Origin of the sequence: Pseudomonas sp. FYR_7 (genome assembly GCF_043106155.1) — a bacterium.
GTDB classification, from domain to species: domain Bacteria; phylum Pseudomonadota; class Gammaproteobacteria; order Pseudomonadales; family Pseudomonadaceae; genus Aquipseudomonas; species Aquipseudomonas parafulva_B.
In genome coordinates this window covers 66966-85199 of sequence record NZ_JBICMI010000053.1, presented here as the reverse complement: position 1 = coordinate 85199, position 18234 = coordinate 66966, and the positions used below count along the sequence as shown (strand labels likewise).

16 protein-coding genes and 1 riboswitch are annotated in these 18234 nt (G+C 64.7%); of the genes, 9 read left to right on the top strand and 7 right to left on the bottom strand.

Translation table 11 applies throughout. The features are described 5' to 3' along the window. The first annotated feature begins 6 nt into the window (after window positions 1-6). Entirely contained in the window at window positions 7-276 is a 270-nt protein-coding gene (locus tag ACF8R3_RS13715; RefSeq protein WP_058604664.1) for a hypothetical protein, read from the top strand. A 100-nt stretch (window positions 277-376) separates the two neighbouring features. Here ACF8R3_RS13715 and ACF8R3_RS13710 read toward each other — a convergent pair whose 3' ends face one another. After that, on the bottom strand, window positions 377-547 hold the full coding sequence (locus tag ACF8R3_RS13710) for a DUF6021 family protein (RefSeq protein WP_392515731.1): 171 nt from the start codon (window positions 545-547) through the stop codon (window positions 377-379). A gap of 53 nt (window positions 548-600) precedes the next feature. Continuing rightward, window positions 601-1590, bottom strand: coding sequence for a DNA-binding protein (locus tag ACF8R3_RS13705; protein ID WP_058639261.1), 990 nt, complete (start codon window positions 1588-1590; stop codon window positions 601-603). A gap of 258 nt (window positions 1591-1848) precedes the next feature. Here ACF8R3_RS13705 and ACF8R3_RS13700 point away from each other — a divergent pair, with 258 nt between their 5' ends. From ACF8R3_RS13700 to ACF8R3_RS13690, 3 genes are all read left to right on the top strand, one after another. Further along, window positions 1849-2454, top strand: coding sequence for a transcriptional regulator (locus ACF8R3_RS13700; protein WP_058604570.1), 606 nt, complete (start codon window positions 1849-1851; stop codon window positions 2452-2454). Window positions 2455-2557: 103 nt separating this feature from the next. Continuing rightward, entirely contained in the window at window positions 2558-3550 is a 993-nt protein-coding gene (locus tag ACF8R3_RS13695) for a threonine/serine dehydratase (RefSeq protein ID WP_392515730.1), read from the top strand. Further along, a complete protein-coding gene (locus tag ACF8R3_RS13690; RefSeq protein WP_392515729.1) occupies window positions 3547-4494 on the top strand; it encodes an ornithine cyclodeaminase family protein in 948 nt (315 codons plus the stop codon). Before ACF8R3_RS13695 ends, ACF8R3_RS13690 begins: the two co-directional genes overlap by 4 nt. Window positions 4495-4505: 11 nt before the next feature. Here ACF8R3_RS13690 and codA read toward each other — a convergent pair whose 3' ends face one another. The 3 genes from codA to ACF8R3_RS13675 form a co-directional block, all read right to left on the bottom strand. Beyond that, complete coding sequence (codA, locus tag ACF8R3_RS13685; RefSeq protein ID WP_100851460.1) at window positions 4506-5747, bottom strand: cytosine deaminase; 1242 nt, start codon at window positions 5745-5747, stop codon at window positions 4506-4508. Between the two features lie 138 nt (window positions 5748-5885). Further along, window positions 5886-6548 carry a thiaminase II gene (gene tenA / locus ACF8R3_RS13680; RefSeq protein ID WP_392515728.1) on the bottom strand — a complete coding sequence of 221 codons (663 nt, stop codon included), beginning with the start codon at window positions 6546-6548 and terminating at the stop codon, window positions 5886-5888. Further along, window positions 6545-7192 (bottom strand): TenA family protein, encoded by a 648-nt coding sequence (locus tag ACF8R3_RS13675; RefSeq protein ID WP_196185913.1) that lies wholly within the window; start codon window positions 7190-7192, stop codon window positions 6545-6547. The genes tenA and ACF8R3_RS13675 overlap by 4 nt, the downstream gene beginning before the upstream one ends. A gap of 82 nt (window positions 7193-7274) precedes the next feature. After that, window positions 7275-7391: riboswitch (TPP riboswitch) on the bottom strand. Between the two features lie 134 nt (window positions 7392-7525). Here ACF8R3_RS13675 and ACF8R3_RS13670 point away from each other — a divergent pair. Together ACF8R3_RS13670 and ACF8R3_RS13665 are read left to right on the top strand one after the other, a co-directional pair. After that, on the top strand, window positions 7526-9613 hold the full coding sequence (locus ACF8R3_RS13670) for a bifunctional diguanylate cyclase/phosphodiesterase (protein ID WP_196185914.1): 2088 nt from the start codon (window positions 7526-7528) through the stop codon (window positions 9611-9613). A 61-nt stretch (window positions 9614-9674) separates the two neighbouring features. Next, window positions 9675-10661 carry a site-specific integrase gene (locus ACF8R3_RS13665; RefSeq protein WP_153302505.1) on the top strand — a complete coding sequence of 329 codons (987 nt, stop codon included), beginning with the start codon at window positions 9675-9677 and terminating at the stop codon, window positions 10659-10661. Window positions 10662-10679: 18 nt separating this feature from the next. Here ACF8R3_RS13665 and ACF8R3_RS13660 read toward each other — a convergent pair whose 3' ends face one another. Together ACF8R3_RS13660 and ACF8R3_RS13655 are read right to left on the bottom strand one after the other, a co-directional pair. Further along, window positions 10680-11819, bottom strand: a complete 1140-nt coding sequence (locus tag ACF8R3_RS13660) for a glycerate kinase (protein WP_078478640.1) — start codon at window positions 11817-11819, stop codon at window positions 10680-10682. Window positions 11820-11951: 132 nt separating this feature from the next. Continuing rightward, window positions 11952-13049: a sugar diacid recognition domain-containing protein gene (locus ACF8R3_RS13655; protein ID WP_078478641.1), complete on the bottom strand. Its 1098-nt coding sequence runs from the start codon at window positions 13047-13049 to the stop codon at window positions 11952-11954. A 161-nt stretch (window positions 13050-13210) separates the two neighbouring features. Here ACF8R3_RS13655 and ACF8R3_RS13650 point away from each other — a divergent pair, with 161 nt between their 5' ends. The 3 genes from ACF8R3_RS13650 to ACF8R3_RS13640 all read left to right on the top strand — a co-directional run bounded on the left by ACF8R3_RS13650 (window position 13211) and on the right by ACF8R3_RS13640 (window position 18225). Further along, window positions 13211-14539, top strand: coding sequence for an MFS transporter (locus ACF8R3_RS13650; RefSeq protein ID WP_326383449.1), 1329 nt, complete (start codon window positions 13211-13213; stop codon window positions 14537-14539). A gap of 164 nt (window positions 14540-14703) precedes the next feature. Beyond that, window positions 14704-16224, top strand: a complete 1521-nt coding sequence (locus ACF8R3_RS13645; protein WP_392515727.1) for an FAD-dependent oxidoreductase — start codon at window positions 14704-14706, stop codon at window positions 16222-16224. Between the two features lie 84 nt (window positions 16225-16308). Further along, complete coding sequence (locus tag ACF8R3_RS13640) at window positions 16309-18225, top strand: sigma-54-dependent Fis family transcriptional regulator (RefSeq protein ID WP_197844453.1); 1917 nt, start codon at window positions 16309-16311, stop codon at window positions 18223-18225. Window positions 18226-18234: the final 9 nt, after the last annotated feature.

Here is an 18234-nt window from a genome sequence, read left to right as displayed (position 1 = left end):
GCGCGCATGAGTAACGACGCACTGAAAAGCGAAATCCTGACCCGACTCAACCATGCTCACCCCCATGGTCTGGGCAAGGAACTGCTGGACAACTACCGCGGTGAAAAAGCTGTGGCCGGCATGCTTAAATCGCTGCAGGACGATGGCCTGATCCACGACGGTAGCGTAAGTGTGGATGCTGAACATGAGATGACACTCAACTACCCGATCAAGCTCTCTGCCAAGGGTGTCGAGGCGGCCAAGCAGGCTGAAGTGGAAAAACAGGCACAAGCCTGACGTCCGCTGGTCAGCACGGGCAAAGTCCACCCTGACCTTGATGCTGGATAAAAAAGGCCCTGATCGTATCGATCAGGGCCTTTTGCTTGGTGCGTGCCCTTCAGGTGTCTTTCTCTACATCCCTTGGTGGTATGGCGGGGCCTTGGGGGTCTACCTGAGGATCATCGAGGTCGGGAGAATCAGGGTCAAAGCCAAGATCATCCGTTTTATCGGCTTCGTCGGTCGAGTGAGGTCCGTGCTGCGTGCCGTGGGTTGTGCCTCGTTCGCTCATGCGGTCTTCTCCAAATGGCTGTCTAGGGAAGAAAGCCGTTGCGCCAGAAAGTTTTATTTATCTTCTCCATCCCTTAGCTGATCCTGACACAGGCGCAACGACGCCTGGTTCTCTGTCAGCTCCCGCTCCAGCGTCTCAAGCTTTAGCGCCTGATCCCGGCACAAGACCTTGCTGTCCTCCAGCGCTTTGGCCTGCATAGCCAATTGGCGGCGCAGCTCGTCGCTGCTCCCCTGGGCCTGTGCCAGCATCGTGCGCAAGCCCTGGATCTGGGCGTCGCGCTGCTCTAGCAGCTGTTCCTGAGCCCGCCGTTCGCTGCTCGCCTGGCGATTCTCCCCAAGCAGACGCTCGTTATCACGGTGCAGGCGAGTGAGCTCGTCCTGCTTGACGATCATGGCCTGCTGTAACTGCCGTACTTCGACCTGCATCTGCTGCAACTGAGCTTCGTGACGACGCTGCTCGTGTTCGCGCTGCTCGCGACTGGCCGTGCGGTAGTGCTCAAGCGCATCGCGGGCGTGTCGGTGCTTGTCTTCCAGGGATTTGACCTGCTCATCCTTATCCGCCAGGCGTACTTGCAGTTCCCCCAGGGACTGGTTGAGGCTGGCGCTGCGCAGCTGCTCAGCCTGTAGCGTGCTTAGCGTGCTGTTGAGTTTCTCTGACTCCTCACGCAAGGCCGCTGCATCGATTTCGTGCTGTTGGTCAGCCGCTGCAAGCGCCTGCTCAGCTGCCGCCAAGGCCGCTTCGAGCGCCTCGCGCTGCTCGGTGAAGACGCTTTCTGCCCGCTCGATCACCAAATCCGCTTCGTCTTGCAGTTGCGTCGCCAACTGACCTACCAGGCGACTCAATACCTCACTGATCGGCGCGCCGCCTTCGGAGGGCATTGGCTGCTGTCCGTTGAGCTCCTTGAGGTAGCGGTGAATGGTGGTTTTCGAGCCTGTATTGCCCAGCTCGATGCGGATGGCATCGATGCTGGGGTTCTCCCCTCTTGCAATCAGGGCCTGCCTGGCCTGTTGCACAACCACCTTGTTGATGCCGCCACGTGCCATGCATGCTCCTACGATTTCGTAATGTTGTACGTACTATGTAATTACGTACCAATTCTGCTGGTTCCGAACTGCTAAAACAAGTGCAATCTCACATGGAATAATCACGGCTTATCGAATGTTAGGCCGATTTTGGGCCGGTTCTGGTCGCCACCAGCCCGTCTCGGCGTGTACAGGGTGCTTGATCGGCATACGGCGCCTTGTGCGAGCAGGCACTCGGAGCCAACATAAGCGCTTCCTTAAAATGCACAGTGGCCCCGCATGTCGCTCGAGAACTACCAGGCAATCGCCGAAAGCATTGCCCTGTTGCTGTATCCCCATGCCGAAGTCGTCGTCCATGACCTGCGCACCCAGACGGTGGTGCATATCGCCAACAACATCTCCAAGCGCAGCCTGGGAGATGACTCGGCCATTGCCGAGGACCTGGACGATCTGCTCGGCGGCGCCAAGTTGGGCCCTTATGAGAAGTTGCACTGGAACGGTCAGAAGGTCCGCTCCATCAGTACGGTCTTGCGCGATGAGCAGGGTGATGCTCGGCACCTGATGTGCATCAACCTGGACCTGTCGGTGCTCGAAAACGCCCGTCATGCGCTGGAGGCGTTCTTTCAAATGGGTCGCCTGGTCGAGCAGCCTCAGGCGCTGTTTCGCGATGACTGGCAGGAGCGCATCAATACCTTCATGCATGCATGGCTCAAGGCGCGCCATTTGTCCCTCCAGACAATGCAGATGGGAGACAAGCGCAGCCTGGTACAGGCGTTGCACGCCGAGGGTGCGTTCGAAGGCCGAAGCGGCGTGGACTATGTGGCCAATGTGCTGAACATGGGGCGTGCGACGGTTTACAAATACCTCAAGGCGCTCAAGGGATGACGATTTTGAGCGCCAGGACTGACCCAGGCTGAAAGAAGTGTTTGCACGAACATGGACAATACGTCTACCGTAGACACTAATTCCATACGGAGCCTTATGCGCCATGTCCGACCTTGCACCGTCAACCGTCTGCCAACCCGACCTCGACGCTCTGTTCGAGGCGATCAAGCACGCTCATCCCGCCTTGCGGCCAGCCGTAAGCACAACCCCGCTGACGCGCAGCCAGCACCTGTCAGCAACCACCGGCGTGGACGTATGGCTCAAGTGCGAACACCTGCAACCTACCGGTTCATTCAAGTTTCGCGGGGCCAGCAATAAAGTCAGGCTTTTGCCTGTGAGTGCACGTGAGCATGGCGTCATCGCCGCCTCGTCTGGCAACCATGGCCAGGCACTGGCCCTGGCCGGCAAAACCGCCGGGGTTCCGGTGACCCTTTACACCACTACGGCGTCAACCTATAAGGTCGCAGCCATGCGTAACCTCGGCGCTGAAGTGATCTGCCTGCCGACCGATCCCTTGAGCGCGGAGCTGGAAGCGGCCAGGCAAGCCCAGGCCAAGGGTGTGCCCTTCGTATCGCCCTACAACGATCTGCAGGTGATCGCCGGCCAGGGCACCATCGGCATGGAACTGTTCGAGCAGGCGCCAGACCTGGACGCCGTATTCGTCGCGGTGGGTGGTGGCGGCATGATCGCCGGCATTGGCGCTGCCCTGCGTACCCTGGCACCGGGTGTCGACATCATCGGCTGCTGGCCCGAGAACGACCCGGCCCTTGAGCAGTCGCTCAAGGCCGGCAGGATCATCGACGTACCTGCCAGTCCCACGCTGTCCGACGGCACGGCAGGCGGCGTCGAGCCAGGCGCCATCACCCTGCCCCTGTGCCAGGCCTTGCTCACCGATACTGTATTGGTCAGCGAAGCGCAAATACGCGCCGCCATGCGCGACATCGCCAGCAGCGAGCGGTGGATCATCGAAGGCGCGGCAGCTGTCGCAGTGGCCGCCATGAAAAAATGCGCGGACCGGTACCAAGGCAAACGCGTAGCTGTGGTGCTGTGTGGGCGGAACATCGGCCTGGATACCTTCCTCGAGGCCGTCAAATGAAGCTGATCACCAAGCCTCAGATCCTCGCGAGCCTGGACACCGAGCGGGCGCTCAGCGCCATCGAAGAGGGCTTTATCGCCTATTCCGCGGGCAACGTTCAGGTACCGCCTGTGCAGGCGTTTACCTTCGCCGAGACCAACGGGGATTGCTGCATCAAGTCTGCCTACAAAGTGGGCAGCCCCACCTTTACCGTCAAGGTGTCCACCGGCTTCTATGACAACCCGTCCAACGGTTTGCCCAGCAACGACGGGCTGATGATGGTGTTCTCGGCCCACACCGGCCAGCCGCTGGCCCTGCTCCAGGACCAAGGCTGGCTCACGGCGATGCGCACGGCACTGGCGGGACGGATCGCGGCCCGGCTGCTCGCGCCCTCACAGGTCAAGGCCATCGGCATCCTGGGCACAGGCATGCAGGCCAGCATGCAATTGGAGCAGTTGCGCAGCGTCACCGACTGCCGCCAGGTGATCGTCTGGGGGCGTCACGCCGAAGGACTAGGCGCTTACGTGACGATGGCGCGGGATCTTGGTTTTACCGTGCGCAGTACACACGACGCCGCGGAACTGGCGGGCCTTGCCAACCTCATCGTCAGCGCCACACCTTCGCGCGAGCCGCTGTTGCAGGCGCACTGGATACAACCGGGCACTCACATCACTGCTGTCGGTGCGGACGGCCCTGGCAAGCAAGAGCTGGACCCTGGGCTGGTCATCAGGGCCGATCGCTTGGTCGTCGACTCGATCACCCAGTGCGCCCAATATGGCGAAGTGTCCCATGCGCTCGGCAAAGGCCTGGTGACCCCAAGCCAACTGGTCGAACTTGGCGCGCTGCTGGCAAGCCGAGCCCATGGCCGGGAGTCCGACGACCAGATCACGTTGGCTGACCTGACCGGCGTCGCCGTTCAGGATGCGCAGATCGCCGATTGTGTGCTGGCGGCCATCGCCGCCTGAAAGCGCCGGATTCAGAACTCGCGTTGTACCTGCGCAGGCCGGCGCCGCATCAGTACCTTTCCGTTGCGCACCGACACCAGCGCGTGGCCCTGGCTGCGCACCATCTCGTAGTCGTCCGGGGCCGAGAGCAGCAGCAGGTTCGCAGGACGACCGGTCTCGATGCCATAGCGCTCACCCAGGTTCAAGGCGCGGGCACTGTTGTCGGTGATCAGGTCCAGGCAGCGCTGCAGGTCCTGATAGCCCAGCATGTGGCAAATGTGCAGGCCCGCCTCGAGCACGCGCAGGATATTGCCGTTGCCCAGGGGGTACCACGGATCGACGATCGAGTCCTGGCCGAAGCACACGTTCATGCCAGCACGGTCGAGTTCGGCGACACGGGTGACCCCACGGCGCTTCGGATAGGTATCAAAGCGCCCTTGCAGATGAATGCTCTCGGTAGGGCATGACACGAAGTTGATGCCGGACAGCTTCAACAGCCGAAACAGCTTCGAGCAGTAGGCATTGTCGTACGAACCCATGGCCACCGTGTGGCTGGCGGTCACCCTCGCCCCCATCTGCCGGACCCGAGCGTGTTCGGCCAGTACTTCCAGGAACCGTGACTGCGGATCGTCCGTCTCGTCGCAGTGAACGTCCACCAGGCAGCCGGTGCGTTCTGCCAAATCCATCAGGAACTGGATCGACGCCACACCCTGTTCACGGGTGTTCTCGAAATGGGGAATGCCGCCCACCACATCGGCGCCGATGGCCACCGCCTCGGTCATCAATGTGCGGCCATCGGGGTACGATTCGATACCCTCCTGGGGAAAGGCAACGATCTGCAAGTCGACCAGATCACGCACTTCATCGCGCACCTCGACCATGGCCTTGAGTGCCACCAGGCCCGGCTCGGTTACATCCACATGGGTGCGCACATGCTGGATGCCATGATCGACCAGCATCTGGAGGGTGGTCTTGGCCCGGGTCTTGATGTCCTCATGGGTGGTGCTCTGCTTGCGCTGGGCCCAGCGCTCGATCCCCTCGAACAGCGTGCCGCTCATGTTCCACTCAGGCTGCCCGGCCGTCAGGGTCGCGTCGAGGTGGATGTGCGGCTCGACGAACGGGGGGACCACCAGGTTCTGGGCGGCATCCAGGTCGGCACCGGCCACGGGCAGCACACCCTCGTTCTGCGCAGTGATCGCGCCAATGCGCTGACCGGCCAGTTCGATGCGGTACAGGCCAGGCTTGCCACGCAGCCGAGCGTTGATGATGTTCATGCTGTCCTTCCTCGTCCTGGATCGTCTTCGAGCGCTGCGGGCCAGTTGCGGCGGTCATCCGCGTGCCCCCTTTTCCACTACAGCTTGCCAGCCAACGGCACACGGGGATAGTGGCGATCCAGGCATGCGGCTGCCCAGTCACGCCATGTCCAGCCCCATCTGCCAGAAATCGGCCTCCAGCCCCGAGGCCTGGGCAAAGATCGCGGCCAGTTCGGCAAACCGCTGATCCGTCAGGCTGCGCGCCGCCAACGAATCCAGGTGCGTGCGTGCAGCTGCTGCAACGGCCTGGTAGCCGGCACCGGCGTATTCGCCGATCCACTCGCGATAGGGATGCGCGTTCAGATTGCCGATGCGTGCGGCCAGGGACTGCCCAATCTCGGCGTAGCCGATCACGCAGGGCGCCAGCGCCACGTGCAACTCCAGCAAGTCGCCAGCGGCACCGCAGTCCAGTACATACCGGGTGTACGCCACGGTGGCCGGGTGCTCGGGGGCCGCCTCGATGTCAGCCTGGCTCAGCCCCCAGCGTGCGCATAGACGCACGTGCAGGTCGGTTTCGTCGAGGATTGCCGCCAGCCCCGCCTGTGCGGCACGGATATCGGCCGGTCGCCTGCTCTTGTACGCCGCCAACGCCCAGGCGCGGGCAAACTGAATGAGGAAGAGATAGTCCTGCACCAGATAGGACCGAAAAGCGGCTTCGCTCAACGTGCCATCGCCCATCTGCTGCACGAAGGCATGGTCGACGTAACCGCGCCACTGCGGTGCAGCGGCCTGCTTGAGCCGATCAAAGATGTCCATGTTCATTCCGCCTCCGGGTAGATGGCGTCGAAGAAGGCCAACTCCAACGCGACGGTGCGCTGGTGAAAGTCCTGCGCCACCGCGGCATGCAGAGGGCCGACGCGGTCCAGTTCGGCGTGCAGGAACGCCACGAACGCCTGGAAATCCGGATTGTCGTGCAAGGTGATCCATTCAGCGTGGATGAAACGCGACGGCAGGGGTTTGGGCGCGCGCAGCGCCCAGTCCAGGTAAAGGCCTTCGGCGACGCTCAGCACTGCCAGCGCGGCGGCGTACGAGCGGGTGGCAGCCGCTTCGCGCATGATGGCTTTGAACGCCGCCGTGGGCACCGTGTCCATCGGCTCATCACGCTGCGCCGGGCTGACACCCAGCGCCTGGAACGCCCGCAGGAAGTAAGTGTTCTCCTCGCTGCTGATCATGCCCGCGAATCGCCCCAGGCGCAGGCGCGCCTCGAAGGTGTCGGCCGTGGCGATGGCGGCGCCCAGCAACATCAGGAAGCTGTCCAGGAAGCGATGATCCTGGACCAGGTAGTCGACCATGATGGGATCAGGCAGGCTGCCGTCACACAGTTGGGTCACGAAACGATGGCCGGTGGCGGCGGCCCATGTCGTCTCGCTCTGGCGGCGCAGGGTCTGGGTGAAACCTTCGGTCATGGCGCTGTCCTTGGTGAGGGTGACAGCGAGACCTGGGCAATGGTCATGAATCGGGTCTCGCCTTGAGACCGGCGGGAAGGCAGGCGGTATAGCACCCCATCCCTTCGCCGGCATTATCCGGATCAGGTTCGAAGGGTCACCGCGCTGCACCTGGCTCAGCGGTTTCTCAGCCCGTTATCGGGCTCCCCTTGGTAGCGGCAAGATATACCCGACTTGACCCGCCGCTGTCATCTTTGGTTCAGCCATCACTACAGGCTATTTGCCACCAGTCATGGCGCTGTCATGTTGCTGCCGTAATGTCCGGGCCTCACACAAGGCCGGGAAACACTGCAATTGATACGACGTTCACTTTCCTCGGCGACCCTGCTCAGGCTGCTGATCCTGCTGCTGTGCGCTGCTACGCTGACCTTTCTGTGGGGGGTGCATGTTGCTCAGAAAGCCACCGCTCGCCAGGATGCTCTGACCAACCGTGGCAACGAACATCAGCGGCTGGCCAACGTGCTCGCCGAAAACGTCAGCCAATGGCTCGACCGTGCGCACGCCGCTGCCGAGGGCACAGCGTGTGCGACCTCCTCCCCGGTCCTCATGCCCGTGCCTGAGCAGCCCGAGGCATGCGATACGTTGGTTGCAGTGCAGCTTGCCGCCCACCCCTTGGCGCAATTGCTGCAACAGGTGGATCTGGGCGATTCTACCCGCGTGAGTGTGTTGCAGGCCGACGGGACGGAACGCCTGCGCCTCGGTAATCGCGGCTTGTTGCCGATCACACCTGCCTTGCAGCCGGCACTGCCAACCGATGGCACCCCTGCGGGCGTGCTGACACAGTACTTGGAAGGTGATCCTTACCAGAGCGTCTTCAGGCATCGGCCCGAGCACGGTTTTACCCTTGTCATCAGCCAGCGCGAGAACGAGATCACCGGGCCCATCGACGCGGCCTGTGCCCGGCAGTTCTGGCTGACACTGGGCATGACACTGATGATCCTGGCCAGCCTGGCCTGGACCCTGCGCCTGCTGCGCAAGCGCCAGGAAGCCTTCACGGCGCTGGAGCACGCCCAGCAGATCAACCAGCAACTGATCGGGCGCCTGGAAGATGCACACCGGCGCAGCAGTCATGCCGCCGCTACCGATCATCTCAGCGGCCTGCACAACCGCCGTCAATTCGTCGAAGTGGCAGGTGCCGCGCTCGTCCATCAGCGTGGCAGGCGGCAACTGGTGGCCATCCTCTTCATCGACATGGACCGTTTCAAGTCCATCAATGATTCGCTGGGCCATAAAGTCGGTGACCTGTTGCTGCAGGCTGTGGCCGGCCGTATCCAGCGCTTGCTCGAACCGGGCGATGAAGCCTCGCGCTTTGGCGGCGATGAGTTCGTCGTACTGCTCGCAGGCGAGCGCAGCGAGGAGCAGATCGATGCCTGGGTACGCGAACTGGCCCGCAGGCTCTCTTCCACGTATGCCCTGGAAGGACAAGAGGTCAACACCAGTCCCAGTATCGGGGTCAGCATCTGCCCGCGCGATGGCCAGGACATCGACAGCCTGGTGCGCAGCGCCGATGCGGCCATGTATTCGGCCAAGCAGGCCGGCCGCGCGCAGTACCGCTATTTCGACCCATCCCTGAATGTGGCCGACATCCAGGCATTTTCCCTGGAGCAGGCGTTTGGCGCTGCACTGGCAGGCAGGCAATTCGTCTTGCACTACCAGCCGCAGATCGGCCTCGATGACCACAAGGTCGCAGGCTTTGAAGCGCTTGTACGTTGGCAGCATCCCGAGTTCGGCCTGCTCTACCCCGACCGTTTCATCGCCCTGGCCGAACGCAGCGGCTTCATTGTCGAGTTGGGCTGGGAAGTCCTTCGCCTGGCCTGCGAGGCTTTGTCGGCCTGGCACAGGGAAAGCCGCCAGGTCCGCCTGGCCGTCAACGTGTCTGCCTTGCAGTTGCGTCAGCCTGACTTCACTGTGCGCCTGCTCGACCAACTGAGCGAGCACGGCATTGCCCCCGAGCATCTGGAGCTTGAGATCACCGAAACCACCATCCTCGACCCTGAGGGCCCGGCGATTGCGCATCTACACCGGCTGCGCCAGGCAGGCATCGGGATCAGCCTGGACGACTTTGGCCGAGGCTACGCAGGCTTCGCCCATCTGCATGCACTGCCTTTGAGCAAACTGAAGATTGATCGATCCTTGATCGCCTCGCTGTCCAACAGTCCGGACGACAGCCCCATCGTGGCCTCCACCATCATCCTGGCCAAACGCCTGGGCCTGGTGGTGGTGGCCGAAGGCGTGGAAACCCGCGAGCAGGTCGTGTGCCTGCGCCTGGCGGGGTGCGACGTTGCTCAGGGCTATCATTTCAGCCGGCCCCTGTCCGCCGCGCAGCTGCGTGACTACGTGCCGTTCAAGCATCAGGCGCAGCCCCTGGCCGCGTTGCACTGAAGCGAAGAAGAGCGTGCAAACCCTGGCAAACCCTTGGTACCGGCAGGCCTCAAGGTTTAAGGTGGCACCACTGCATCCATCCGCCGACGCCCGCACCATGACCGATATCGAGCGCTACCTGCGCGCCGCCACGCGTGACAACACCCGCCGCAGCTACCAGGCGGCGGTGGATCATTTCGAGACGCAATGGGGCGGTTTTCTGCCGGCCACTGCCGAAAGCATCGCCCGGTACCTGGCCGACCACGCCCAGCAGCATGCGGTCAGTACCCTGCGCCAGCGCCTGGCGGCCCTCAGCCAGTGGCACATCAGCCAAGGCTTCCCCGACCCCACCAAAGCACCAGTGGTGCGCCAGGTCCTGCGCGGCATCCGCACGCTGCATCCCACCCCGCCCAGGCAGGCAGCGCCATTGCTGCTGCAACATGTGCAAACGGCCGTGACCTGCTTCGAGGAGGAAGCCCGCCAAGCCCAGGCGAACCACGACATGGCCGGGCTGCGCCGCGCCCGGCGCGACACGGCGCTGCTGCTGTTGGGGTTCTGGCGTGGCTTTCGCGGCGATGAACTGGCGCGCTTGCGGGTCGAGCACATACAGGCCGAAGCGGGCGTGGGCATCACGCTGTTTGTGCCGCGCAGCAAAGGCGACCGCGAGGCACTTGGCGTGCAGCACCGCACCCCGGCCCTGAAGGCCCTATGCCCGGTAACGGCCTACCTGCAATGGCTGCAGGTGGCCGGCATCGCCCACGGTCCGGTGTTCCGCAAGCTCGACCGCTGGGGCAATCTCGGTGACCAGCCGCTCAACAGCAACAGCCTGGTGGGCCTGCTGCGGCGCATGTTGGCCCGCGCCCAGGTGCCAGCTGCGCTGTATACCGGTCACTCCCTGCGTCGCGGCTTCGCCACCTGGGCCAGCGCCAATGGCTGGGAGCTCAAGTCGCTCATGAGCTACGTAGGCTGGAAGGACGCCAAGTCGGCGCTGCGCTACATCGATTCGACGCAGCGTTTCGGCGACCTGGCCGTGTTGCCCAGCACACCCCTGCCGGTGCTGGCACCCTGAGCTGCGCGCTTCATCTGCTCAGACGCGCTTGACCCAGGCCCAGAGCCGACCGATGTCACAGGCGCGGGCTTGCAGCAGGCGGGAGGTGTCGCGGCAGGCCTGTTCCAACGTCATGGGACCGTCCACCAGCGCAAAGGCGGCATCTACCCCATGGGCGTACAGCTGCTGATAGCCCTCGCCGAGCATGCCCGCCAGCACGACCACCGGCACGCCATGACGCTTGGCGACCCGGGCCACGCCCATCGGCGTCTTGCCGCGCAGGGTCTGGGCATCAAAACGGCCCTCCCCGGTCACCACCAGGTCCGCGTCCCTGACATGGGCTTGCAGGCCGGCCAGTTCGGCCACCACTTCCACGCCGGCCCGGAACTGGGCACCCATGAAGGCCCTGGCCGCAAAGCCCATGCCCCCGGCGGCGCCGCAGCCTGGGTAATCACGCACATCCTGGCCCAGCAAGCGGGCGCAGTGGTCGGCGAAGTGACCGAGCGCCTGGTCGAGGGCCTGAACCTGTTGCGGGCTGGCCCCCTTCTGCGGCCCGAAGATGGCCGATGCGCCCTGGGGGCCGCACAGCGGGTTGTCCACATCAGCCGCCACTTCGAAATTTACGTGCGCCAGGCGCGGGTCCAGCCCGCTGGCATCGATCCGCGCCAGGCCGGCCAGGGCAAGGCCACCCTCGGCCAGTGGCTGATTGTCTGCATCCAGCAGTCGCAGGCCCAAGGCGCGCAGCATGCCACTGCCCGCATCATTGGTGGCACTGCCGCCGATCGCCAGCACGACGCGCTGCGCGCCGGCGTCGAGCGCCGCGGCGACCAGCTCACCGGTGCCCCAGGTGCAACTGCGGCAGGCGTCGCGCTGACCGGTGGGCACCTGTTGCAGGCCGCTGGCCTGCGCCATTTCGATGATTGCGGTGCGGCTCTGGGGCAGCCAGCCCCAGCCCGCCGCCACAGCTGTGCCCAAGGGGCCGCGCACGGTAAGCCGGCGCAGCTCGCCGTCGCTGGCGGCAAGAATGGCCTGCATCGTGCCTTCGCCACCGTCGGCCATGGGGCACTCGATCAACTGGGCGTCGGGCAGTGCTTCGGCCAGGCCAGCAGCGATGGCGCGCGCCACGTCTGCCGCCTCGAGGCTGTCCTTGAACGAGTCAGGCGCGATGACGATCTTCATGATGATTCTCCTGTCCGGGTAGCGGCATGCTGACAGCTGGCCCGCGAAGCGGCGTCGGTCAAATGCACAAACCGCCCGACGGATTGTTTGGGCAGATGCCAGCGCCAGGCGACAGTGCCCAGCCGGCTATGGCTATCGGATGGGCAGCAACTGCAGCCCCAGGTACAAACTGAGCATGCCCTCCAGGCGCATGGGGTCCACCTCGCCCAGCTCGGCGATGCGTTCAAGCCTGTAACGTAGGCTGTTGCGGTGAATACCCAGCGCCTCGGCACACGCCTGGCTCTGACCATCATGGGCACACCAGGCGCGCAGCGTAGCCAGCAATTGCCCACTGCTGTCGCGGGCCTGAATGCGCAGCAACGGCTCGAGCAGTTCGTCCAGCGCCTCATCGTTGCGATGGCGCCAGAGCAAGGCTGGCAGGCGATAGCGCTGCAAGCTCAGCAGCCGTTCCTGGGGCACCACCTCACGCCCATAGGCCAGCAGGTCGCGCACACGCCGGTAGCCGCGGCGCAGCTGCTCAAGACCCTGCGCGGCGGTACCCATGGCCGAGCGCTCCACCGCCCAACCGTGCCGCTCGATGCGCTCGACCAGCCGTGATACCTCCAGCGCCACGCCTGCCGGGCGACACCACAGCAGCGAGTGGCGCGCTGGGCTCACGCACCAACTGTCGGGGTAGCGGCTCATCAGCCAGCCTGCCAGTGCTTCGGCATCGGGCCCGCTGGCCAACTCGAACAGGCAGGGAATGCGTGGTAGCTGCGGTTTCAGGCCCAGTTGGCGTGCCTCGTCCAGCAGCCGTGAGGCGTCGCCGGTCCCGCCCAGCAGCAAGGCCAGCAAATCGTCGCAGCGCTGCTTGCGCCACTGCTGGTCGGCCTGCAGGTGACGCTGGGCCAGCAGCATTTCGGCGGTCATGCGCACCAGCTCGGCATACACCCGAACCTGCTGCGGATCACCCGTCAGCCCCAAGACGCCCATCAGGCGGTCGTCGAGCATCAGCGGCAGGTTCACCCCCGGCTGCACCCCCTTCAGGCAGCGTGCCGCCTCCTGGTCGAGCTCCACGTTGCGGCCATTGGCGAGCACCAGCTGGGCGCCTTCGTGCCGTGTGTTGATACGCTCCGGCTCGCCGCTGCCCAGGATCAGGCCCTGGCTGTCCATGACGTTGACGTTGCAGGGCAGAATGGCCATGGCGCGGTCTACGATATCCTGTGCCAGGTCGTGGTCGAGTTCGAACATTCAACGGTCCTTGGGGGCGTGCGGTTGGGCTCGGGCACAGCAGCAAGGCCCATGGCCTGTGCAAAAGCACAAAGACAGCCACGCCGCCGTCCCCGAGACTCGTTCAGGCGAGCGCCGGAACAGGCGACGCGGTGACAACCATAACAACAGAGAACCCGATCATGGCACACAGCCCCGCCCCTGACCAAGGCACGGACACCACCCGCAATGCGCTGTACCGGCGCATCACCTTGCGGCTGATTCCGTTCATTTTCATCTGCTACCTGTTCAACTACCTCGACCGCGTCAACGTCGGCTTCGCCAAGCTGCAGATGCTCGACGCGCTCAAGTTCAGCGAAACCGTCTACGGCCTCGGTGCCGGTATCTTCTTCATCGGCTACGTCCTGTGCGGCCTTCCGAGCAATCTGGCGCTCAACCGCTTCGGCCCACGGCGCTGGATCGCCTTGATGATGATTGCCTGGGGCAGCTTGTCCACCTGTCTGCTGTTCGTGACGACCCCCACCGAGTTCTATGCCCTGCGCCTGCTCACAGGTGCCGCCGAGGCAGGCTTCTTCCCAGGCGTGGTGCTGTACCTCTCGCGCTGGTTCCCCGGTGCGCGCCGTGGCCGCATCATGGCCTTGTTCATGTCCGCGATCCCGGTCTCGGGCCTGTTGGGCAGCCCGTTCTCCGGCTGGATCCTCGAGCATTTTGCAGCCGGGCAACATGGCCTTGCCGGCTGGCAATGGATGTTCCTGATTCAAGGGCTGCCGACCGTTGCGCTCGGCGTGCTGGCGGTGTTCCTGCTCAGCGATGGCTACCAGAAAGCGGCCTGGCTGAGCGATGATGAACGCCGGCTGATCGCCGCCGACCTGCAGGCCGATGCCGACAGCAAGCCGCCCACCACGGGCGACAGCGTTCTGGCCGTGCTGGCCAACCCGCTGATCTGGACCTTCGGCTTCATCTACTTCTGCATCCAGAGCGGCGTGTACGCGATCAACTTCTGGCTGCCTTCGATCATCAAGAACATGGGCTTCGACAACCCCCTGCTCATTGGCTGGTTGAGCGCCATTCCCTACTTGCTGGCCGGGGTTTTCATGATCCTGTGCGGGCGCTCGGCGGACCTTCGCAACGAGCGCCGCTGGCACTTGGTAGTGCCGATGCTGATGGGCGCTGTGGGCCTGCTGATGGCGGTGAATTTCGCGGCTACTCCGGCGATCGCCATCCTGGGCCTGTCCATCGCCACCATGGGCGCCCTCACCGGCCTGCCGATGTTCTGGCCGATGCCCACGGCCTTGCTCAGCGCGGGTGCGGCCGTGGCGGGCCTGGCCCTGATCAACTCGGTCGGCCAAATGGCGGGCTTTCTCAGCCCTTATCTGGTCGGGTTCATCAAGGACCAGACCGGCTCGACCGACGCTGCCCTTTACGCCCTGGCGGCGCTGATCGTGGTGGGTAGCCTGGTGGCCCTGCGCGCCACCCGTATCCTTACGCCCGCACCTGCCACAGCCGACTGACGGTCGCGCCAACGGCGCTTGCTCGTACGGGTCATACGGTCCCGTGCGAGCAAGATTGACCATCCCTTGTGCCCCGTACTGCGCTCCAGTCGTCAGCTCGACGCAGCCCGACCGGGCAAATCGGCGTCGAACCCTTCCAGAGGCCCCCCTTTGGAGAATTCACCATGACCGAACACGCCGTGGCCCGCCTGGCCGACCTCGATGAACACACCCCCCTGCGCGTGGAAGCCGGTAGCGAAGAGCTGATCATCGTCCGTCAGGGCGATCAGGTGCGTGCTTTTCAGGGCAACTGTCCTCATGCAGGCGCGCCGCTGGATGAGGGCCGCGTCTGCGGCGGCTTGCTGATTTGCCCATGGCACAAGGCCGCGTTCGCCGTGGACGAGGGGGCCGTGTGCGAGCCCCCTGCCCTGACCGACCTGCGCCGCTACAAGGCCTGGGTCAAGGATGACCAGGTGTGGGTGGACGACCGCCCTCTGCCCAAGGCGCGCCCGCCCCGGCACAGCGATGCGCGGTGTTTCGTGGTGCTGGGGGCCGGTGCGGCAGGCAGTGCCGCCGTGGCCACGTTGCTCCGCCATGGCTTCAACGGCCGCCTGGTGTGGATCGACCAGGAGCGCCAGCCGGCCTACGACCGCACGGCCCTGAGCAAATTCGTGCTCGCAGGTCAGATGGCCCCGGATGAGGTGCCGATGCTGCTGGAGCCTGATGACCTGCGGATGGGGCAATTGGAGCGTCGGCACGCCAAGGTCCGCTCGCTCAATGCCCAGAAACGCCAGCTCCTGCTGGCCGACGGCCAACGCATTGACTATGACGCCTGTCTGCTCGCCACGGGCGCCAAGGCCCAGCGCCCGGATATCCCGGGGCGTGACCTGCCTGGCGTCTTCACGCTGCGCGCGCGCGGGGACGCGGCGCAACTGCTCGATGCCGTGGAACCGGGTAAGCCGGTTGTGATCGTGGGCGACAGTTTCATCGGCCTGGAAGCGGCCTCGGCGTTGAGCGAATACGGTGCCCAGGTCCATGTAATCGGACGGCACGATGTCCCGCTGGTCAAGCAGCTGGGCGAGCGCATCGGCCGGGCGATTCGTGCCTTGCACGAGCGCAAGGGCGTCACTTTCCATGGCCCGGCCGAGGTGAAGGCGATCGAAGGCGTAGATCAGGTCGAAGCGGTCGTGCTTGGCAGCGGCGAGCGCGTGGACTGCCAGGCGGTGCTGCTGGGAACGGGGGTAGCCCCGGCCACGGCTTTTCTCAATGGGGTGTCGCTGGCCGACGACCATGGCGTGCCGGTCAACGGTGAAATGCAGGTGGCCGAAGGCCTGTGGGCGGCGGGTGACATGGCCAGCTTCCCACTCGCCGGCCAATCGGTGCGCATCGAACACTGGCGGCTGGCGCAGCAACACGGCGTCATCGCCGCGGCAAACATGCTGGGCCAGCAGCGCCGCTACGCCGACGTGCCGTTTTTCTGGACCTATCACCATGGGCAGCGATTTGAAGTACTGGGCCACGCTCGGCAGTGGGACGCCATCACCTTCGTCGGCGCCCCGGAAAGCGGGGATTTCATTGCGCTGCAATGCCTGGCGGATCAGGTGCAGGCCGTGGTGGCCAAGGGTTATGCCTCAGCCATGATGCAGCTGTCGCAACGCATGAAGCGGCCGCTGACCACCGCCGAGGCACTCGAACTGATCCACTGAGCGCCCTGGCCGCGCGTCTGGGCTGGCAGCGCGCCATCAGCTAGGGTTATCTTCACCCCTGATAACAATAACTGTGGAGCGCCCATGCCCGCTCATAACCCTGCCTCGGAACTGGCGGCCTTCGTCGACAGTCACTTCGGCCACCGCGGCCTGGTCCCGGAAGCGGTGATCGCCGAATCCTGGTACCGCAGTGTCACCCAGCACCGCCTGGACCCGAGTGTGCACCCGACGGACAACATGCTCAGTGCCGCCGAAATCCGCCAGTTGCAAGCCCAGCACCAGGCCTACCTGACCCTCGCCAGCCAGGGCGTGAGTGGCTTGGCCCGGCGGGTGGCCGATGCAGGTTTTGCCGTTTTGCTCAGCGATGCGGCGGGGGTCACGCTCGATGCCCGCCTGCCTGCCGACGCCGGGCACTTCACCGGGTCCGGGCTGGTGGTGGGGGCGCGCTGGGACGAGTCCATCGCCGGCACCAACGGCATCGGCACCGCGCTGGCCTCACAACAGGCGCTGACCATTCACCGTCAGGAACATTTCCTGGCCAGCAATGCCCGGCTCAGTTGCTCGGTCTCGCCGATTTTCGACAGCCATAACCACCTGCTGGGTTGCCTGAACGCGACCTGCTTGTACAACGATGGGCCCAAGCAGGCCCAGCACCTGACCTTGCAATTGGTGACGCTGTACGCGCGGCTGATCGAAAACGCGCATTTTCGCCAGCGTTACCGCGACTGCCTGACCCTCGCGGTCAAGCCCTGCGACGGCGATGCGGACCTGGCAGCCGAGCAACTGCTGGCCCTCGACGAGGGTGGCCGTATCGTCGGGGCCAACCGGGCCGCGTTCAACAGCAACCCCCATGCCCTGCTCGGCCTGCGTATCGAGCAGGTGTTGAGTGCCGACATCGACCAGTTGCTGGCCCTGACCCAGGGCGGCGCTCGGGGCACGCAGCTGTACGATGCGTGCCAGGTCACGGGCCTTGAGGTTGGCCTGCGCGTGCCGCGCGCTTATCGCCCTTGTGCCTCGACTGCACCGGCGGCCTCTGCCAACGCACATCCGACACTCGACCAGCTGGCCGGCGGCGACCCGCAGCTGCAGCACGCCGTCGCGCGCCTGCGCAAGGTGCTGGACAAGGACATCGCGCTGCTGCTCAGCGGTGAAACCGGCACCGGCAAGGAAGCGTTCGCTCGCGCCCTGCACCAGGCAAGCGCCCGAAGCGCCCGGCCTTTCGTGGCGCTCAATTGCGCTGCCATTCCCGAAGCACTGATCGAAAGCGAGTTGTTCGGCTACCGGCCCGGCAGCTTCACCGGGGCGGACCGCAAGGGCATGAAGGGCAAGCTGGAACAGGCCAACGGCGGCACGCTGTTTCTCGATGAAATAGGCGACATGCCGGCCGATCTGCAAACCCGTCTGCTAAGGGTGCTGGCGGAACGGGAGCTGGTGGCGCTGGGGGCGGCCACGCCGGTGAGGCTGGATATTCAGGTGATATCGGCGACGCACCAGGACCTGACTGCCAGGATCGCCACCCACCAATTCCGCGAGGACCTCTACTACCGGCTCTGTGGCATGCGCATCACGCTGCCGGCGCTGCGCGAGCGCAGTGACCGGGCGCACGTGATCGAGGGTCTGCTGGCACGTCTGGCACCAGGGCTGAACCTGTCAGCACCTGCACACGCCGCCCTGCTGGCCTACTCCTGGCCGGGTAACATTCGCCAACTGCTCAATGCCCTGCGCCAGGGCGCGGCCCTGGCAGAAGGCGGGTGCATCGAACTGGCCGACCTGCCCGCCGAGTTGCAGCTTGGGCAGGTCGAACCGAGCAGGACAATCTGCGCAACGCCGCAGCTTGGGCAGCAGGTCGAGGAGGCTGAAGCTGACCATCTGCTAACGCTGCTGCGCCGTACCCAGTGGAACATGAGCGCCGCCGCCCAGGCCGCTGGCATCTCGCGCTCCACGTTGTACCGCAAGATCAGGCGCCACGGCATCGTGCAACCCAATCGCCAGGGCCACTGAGCCCAGTGC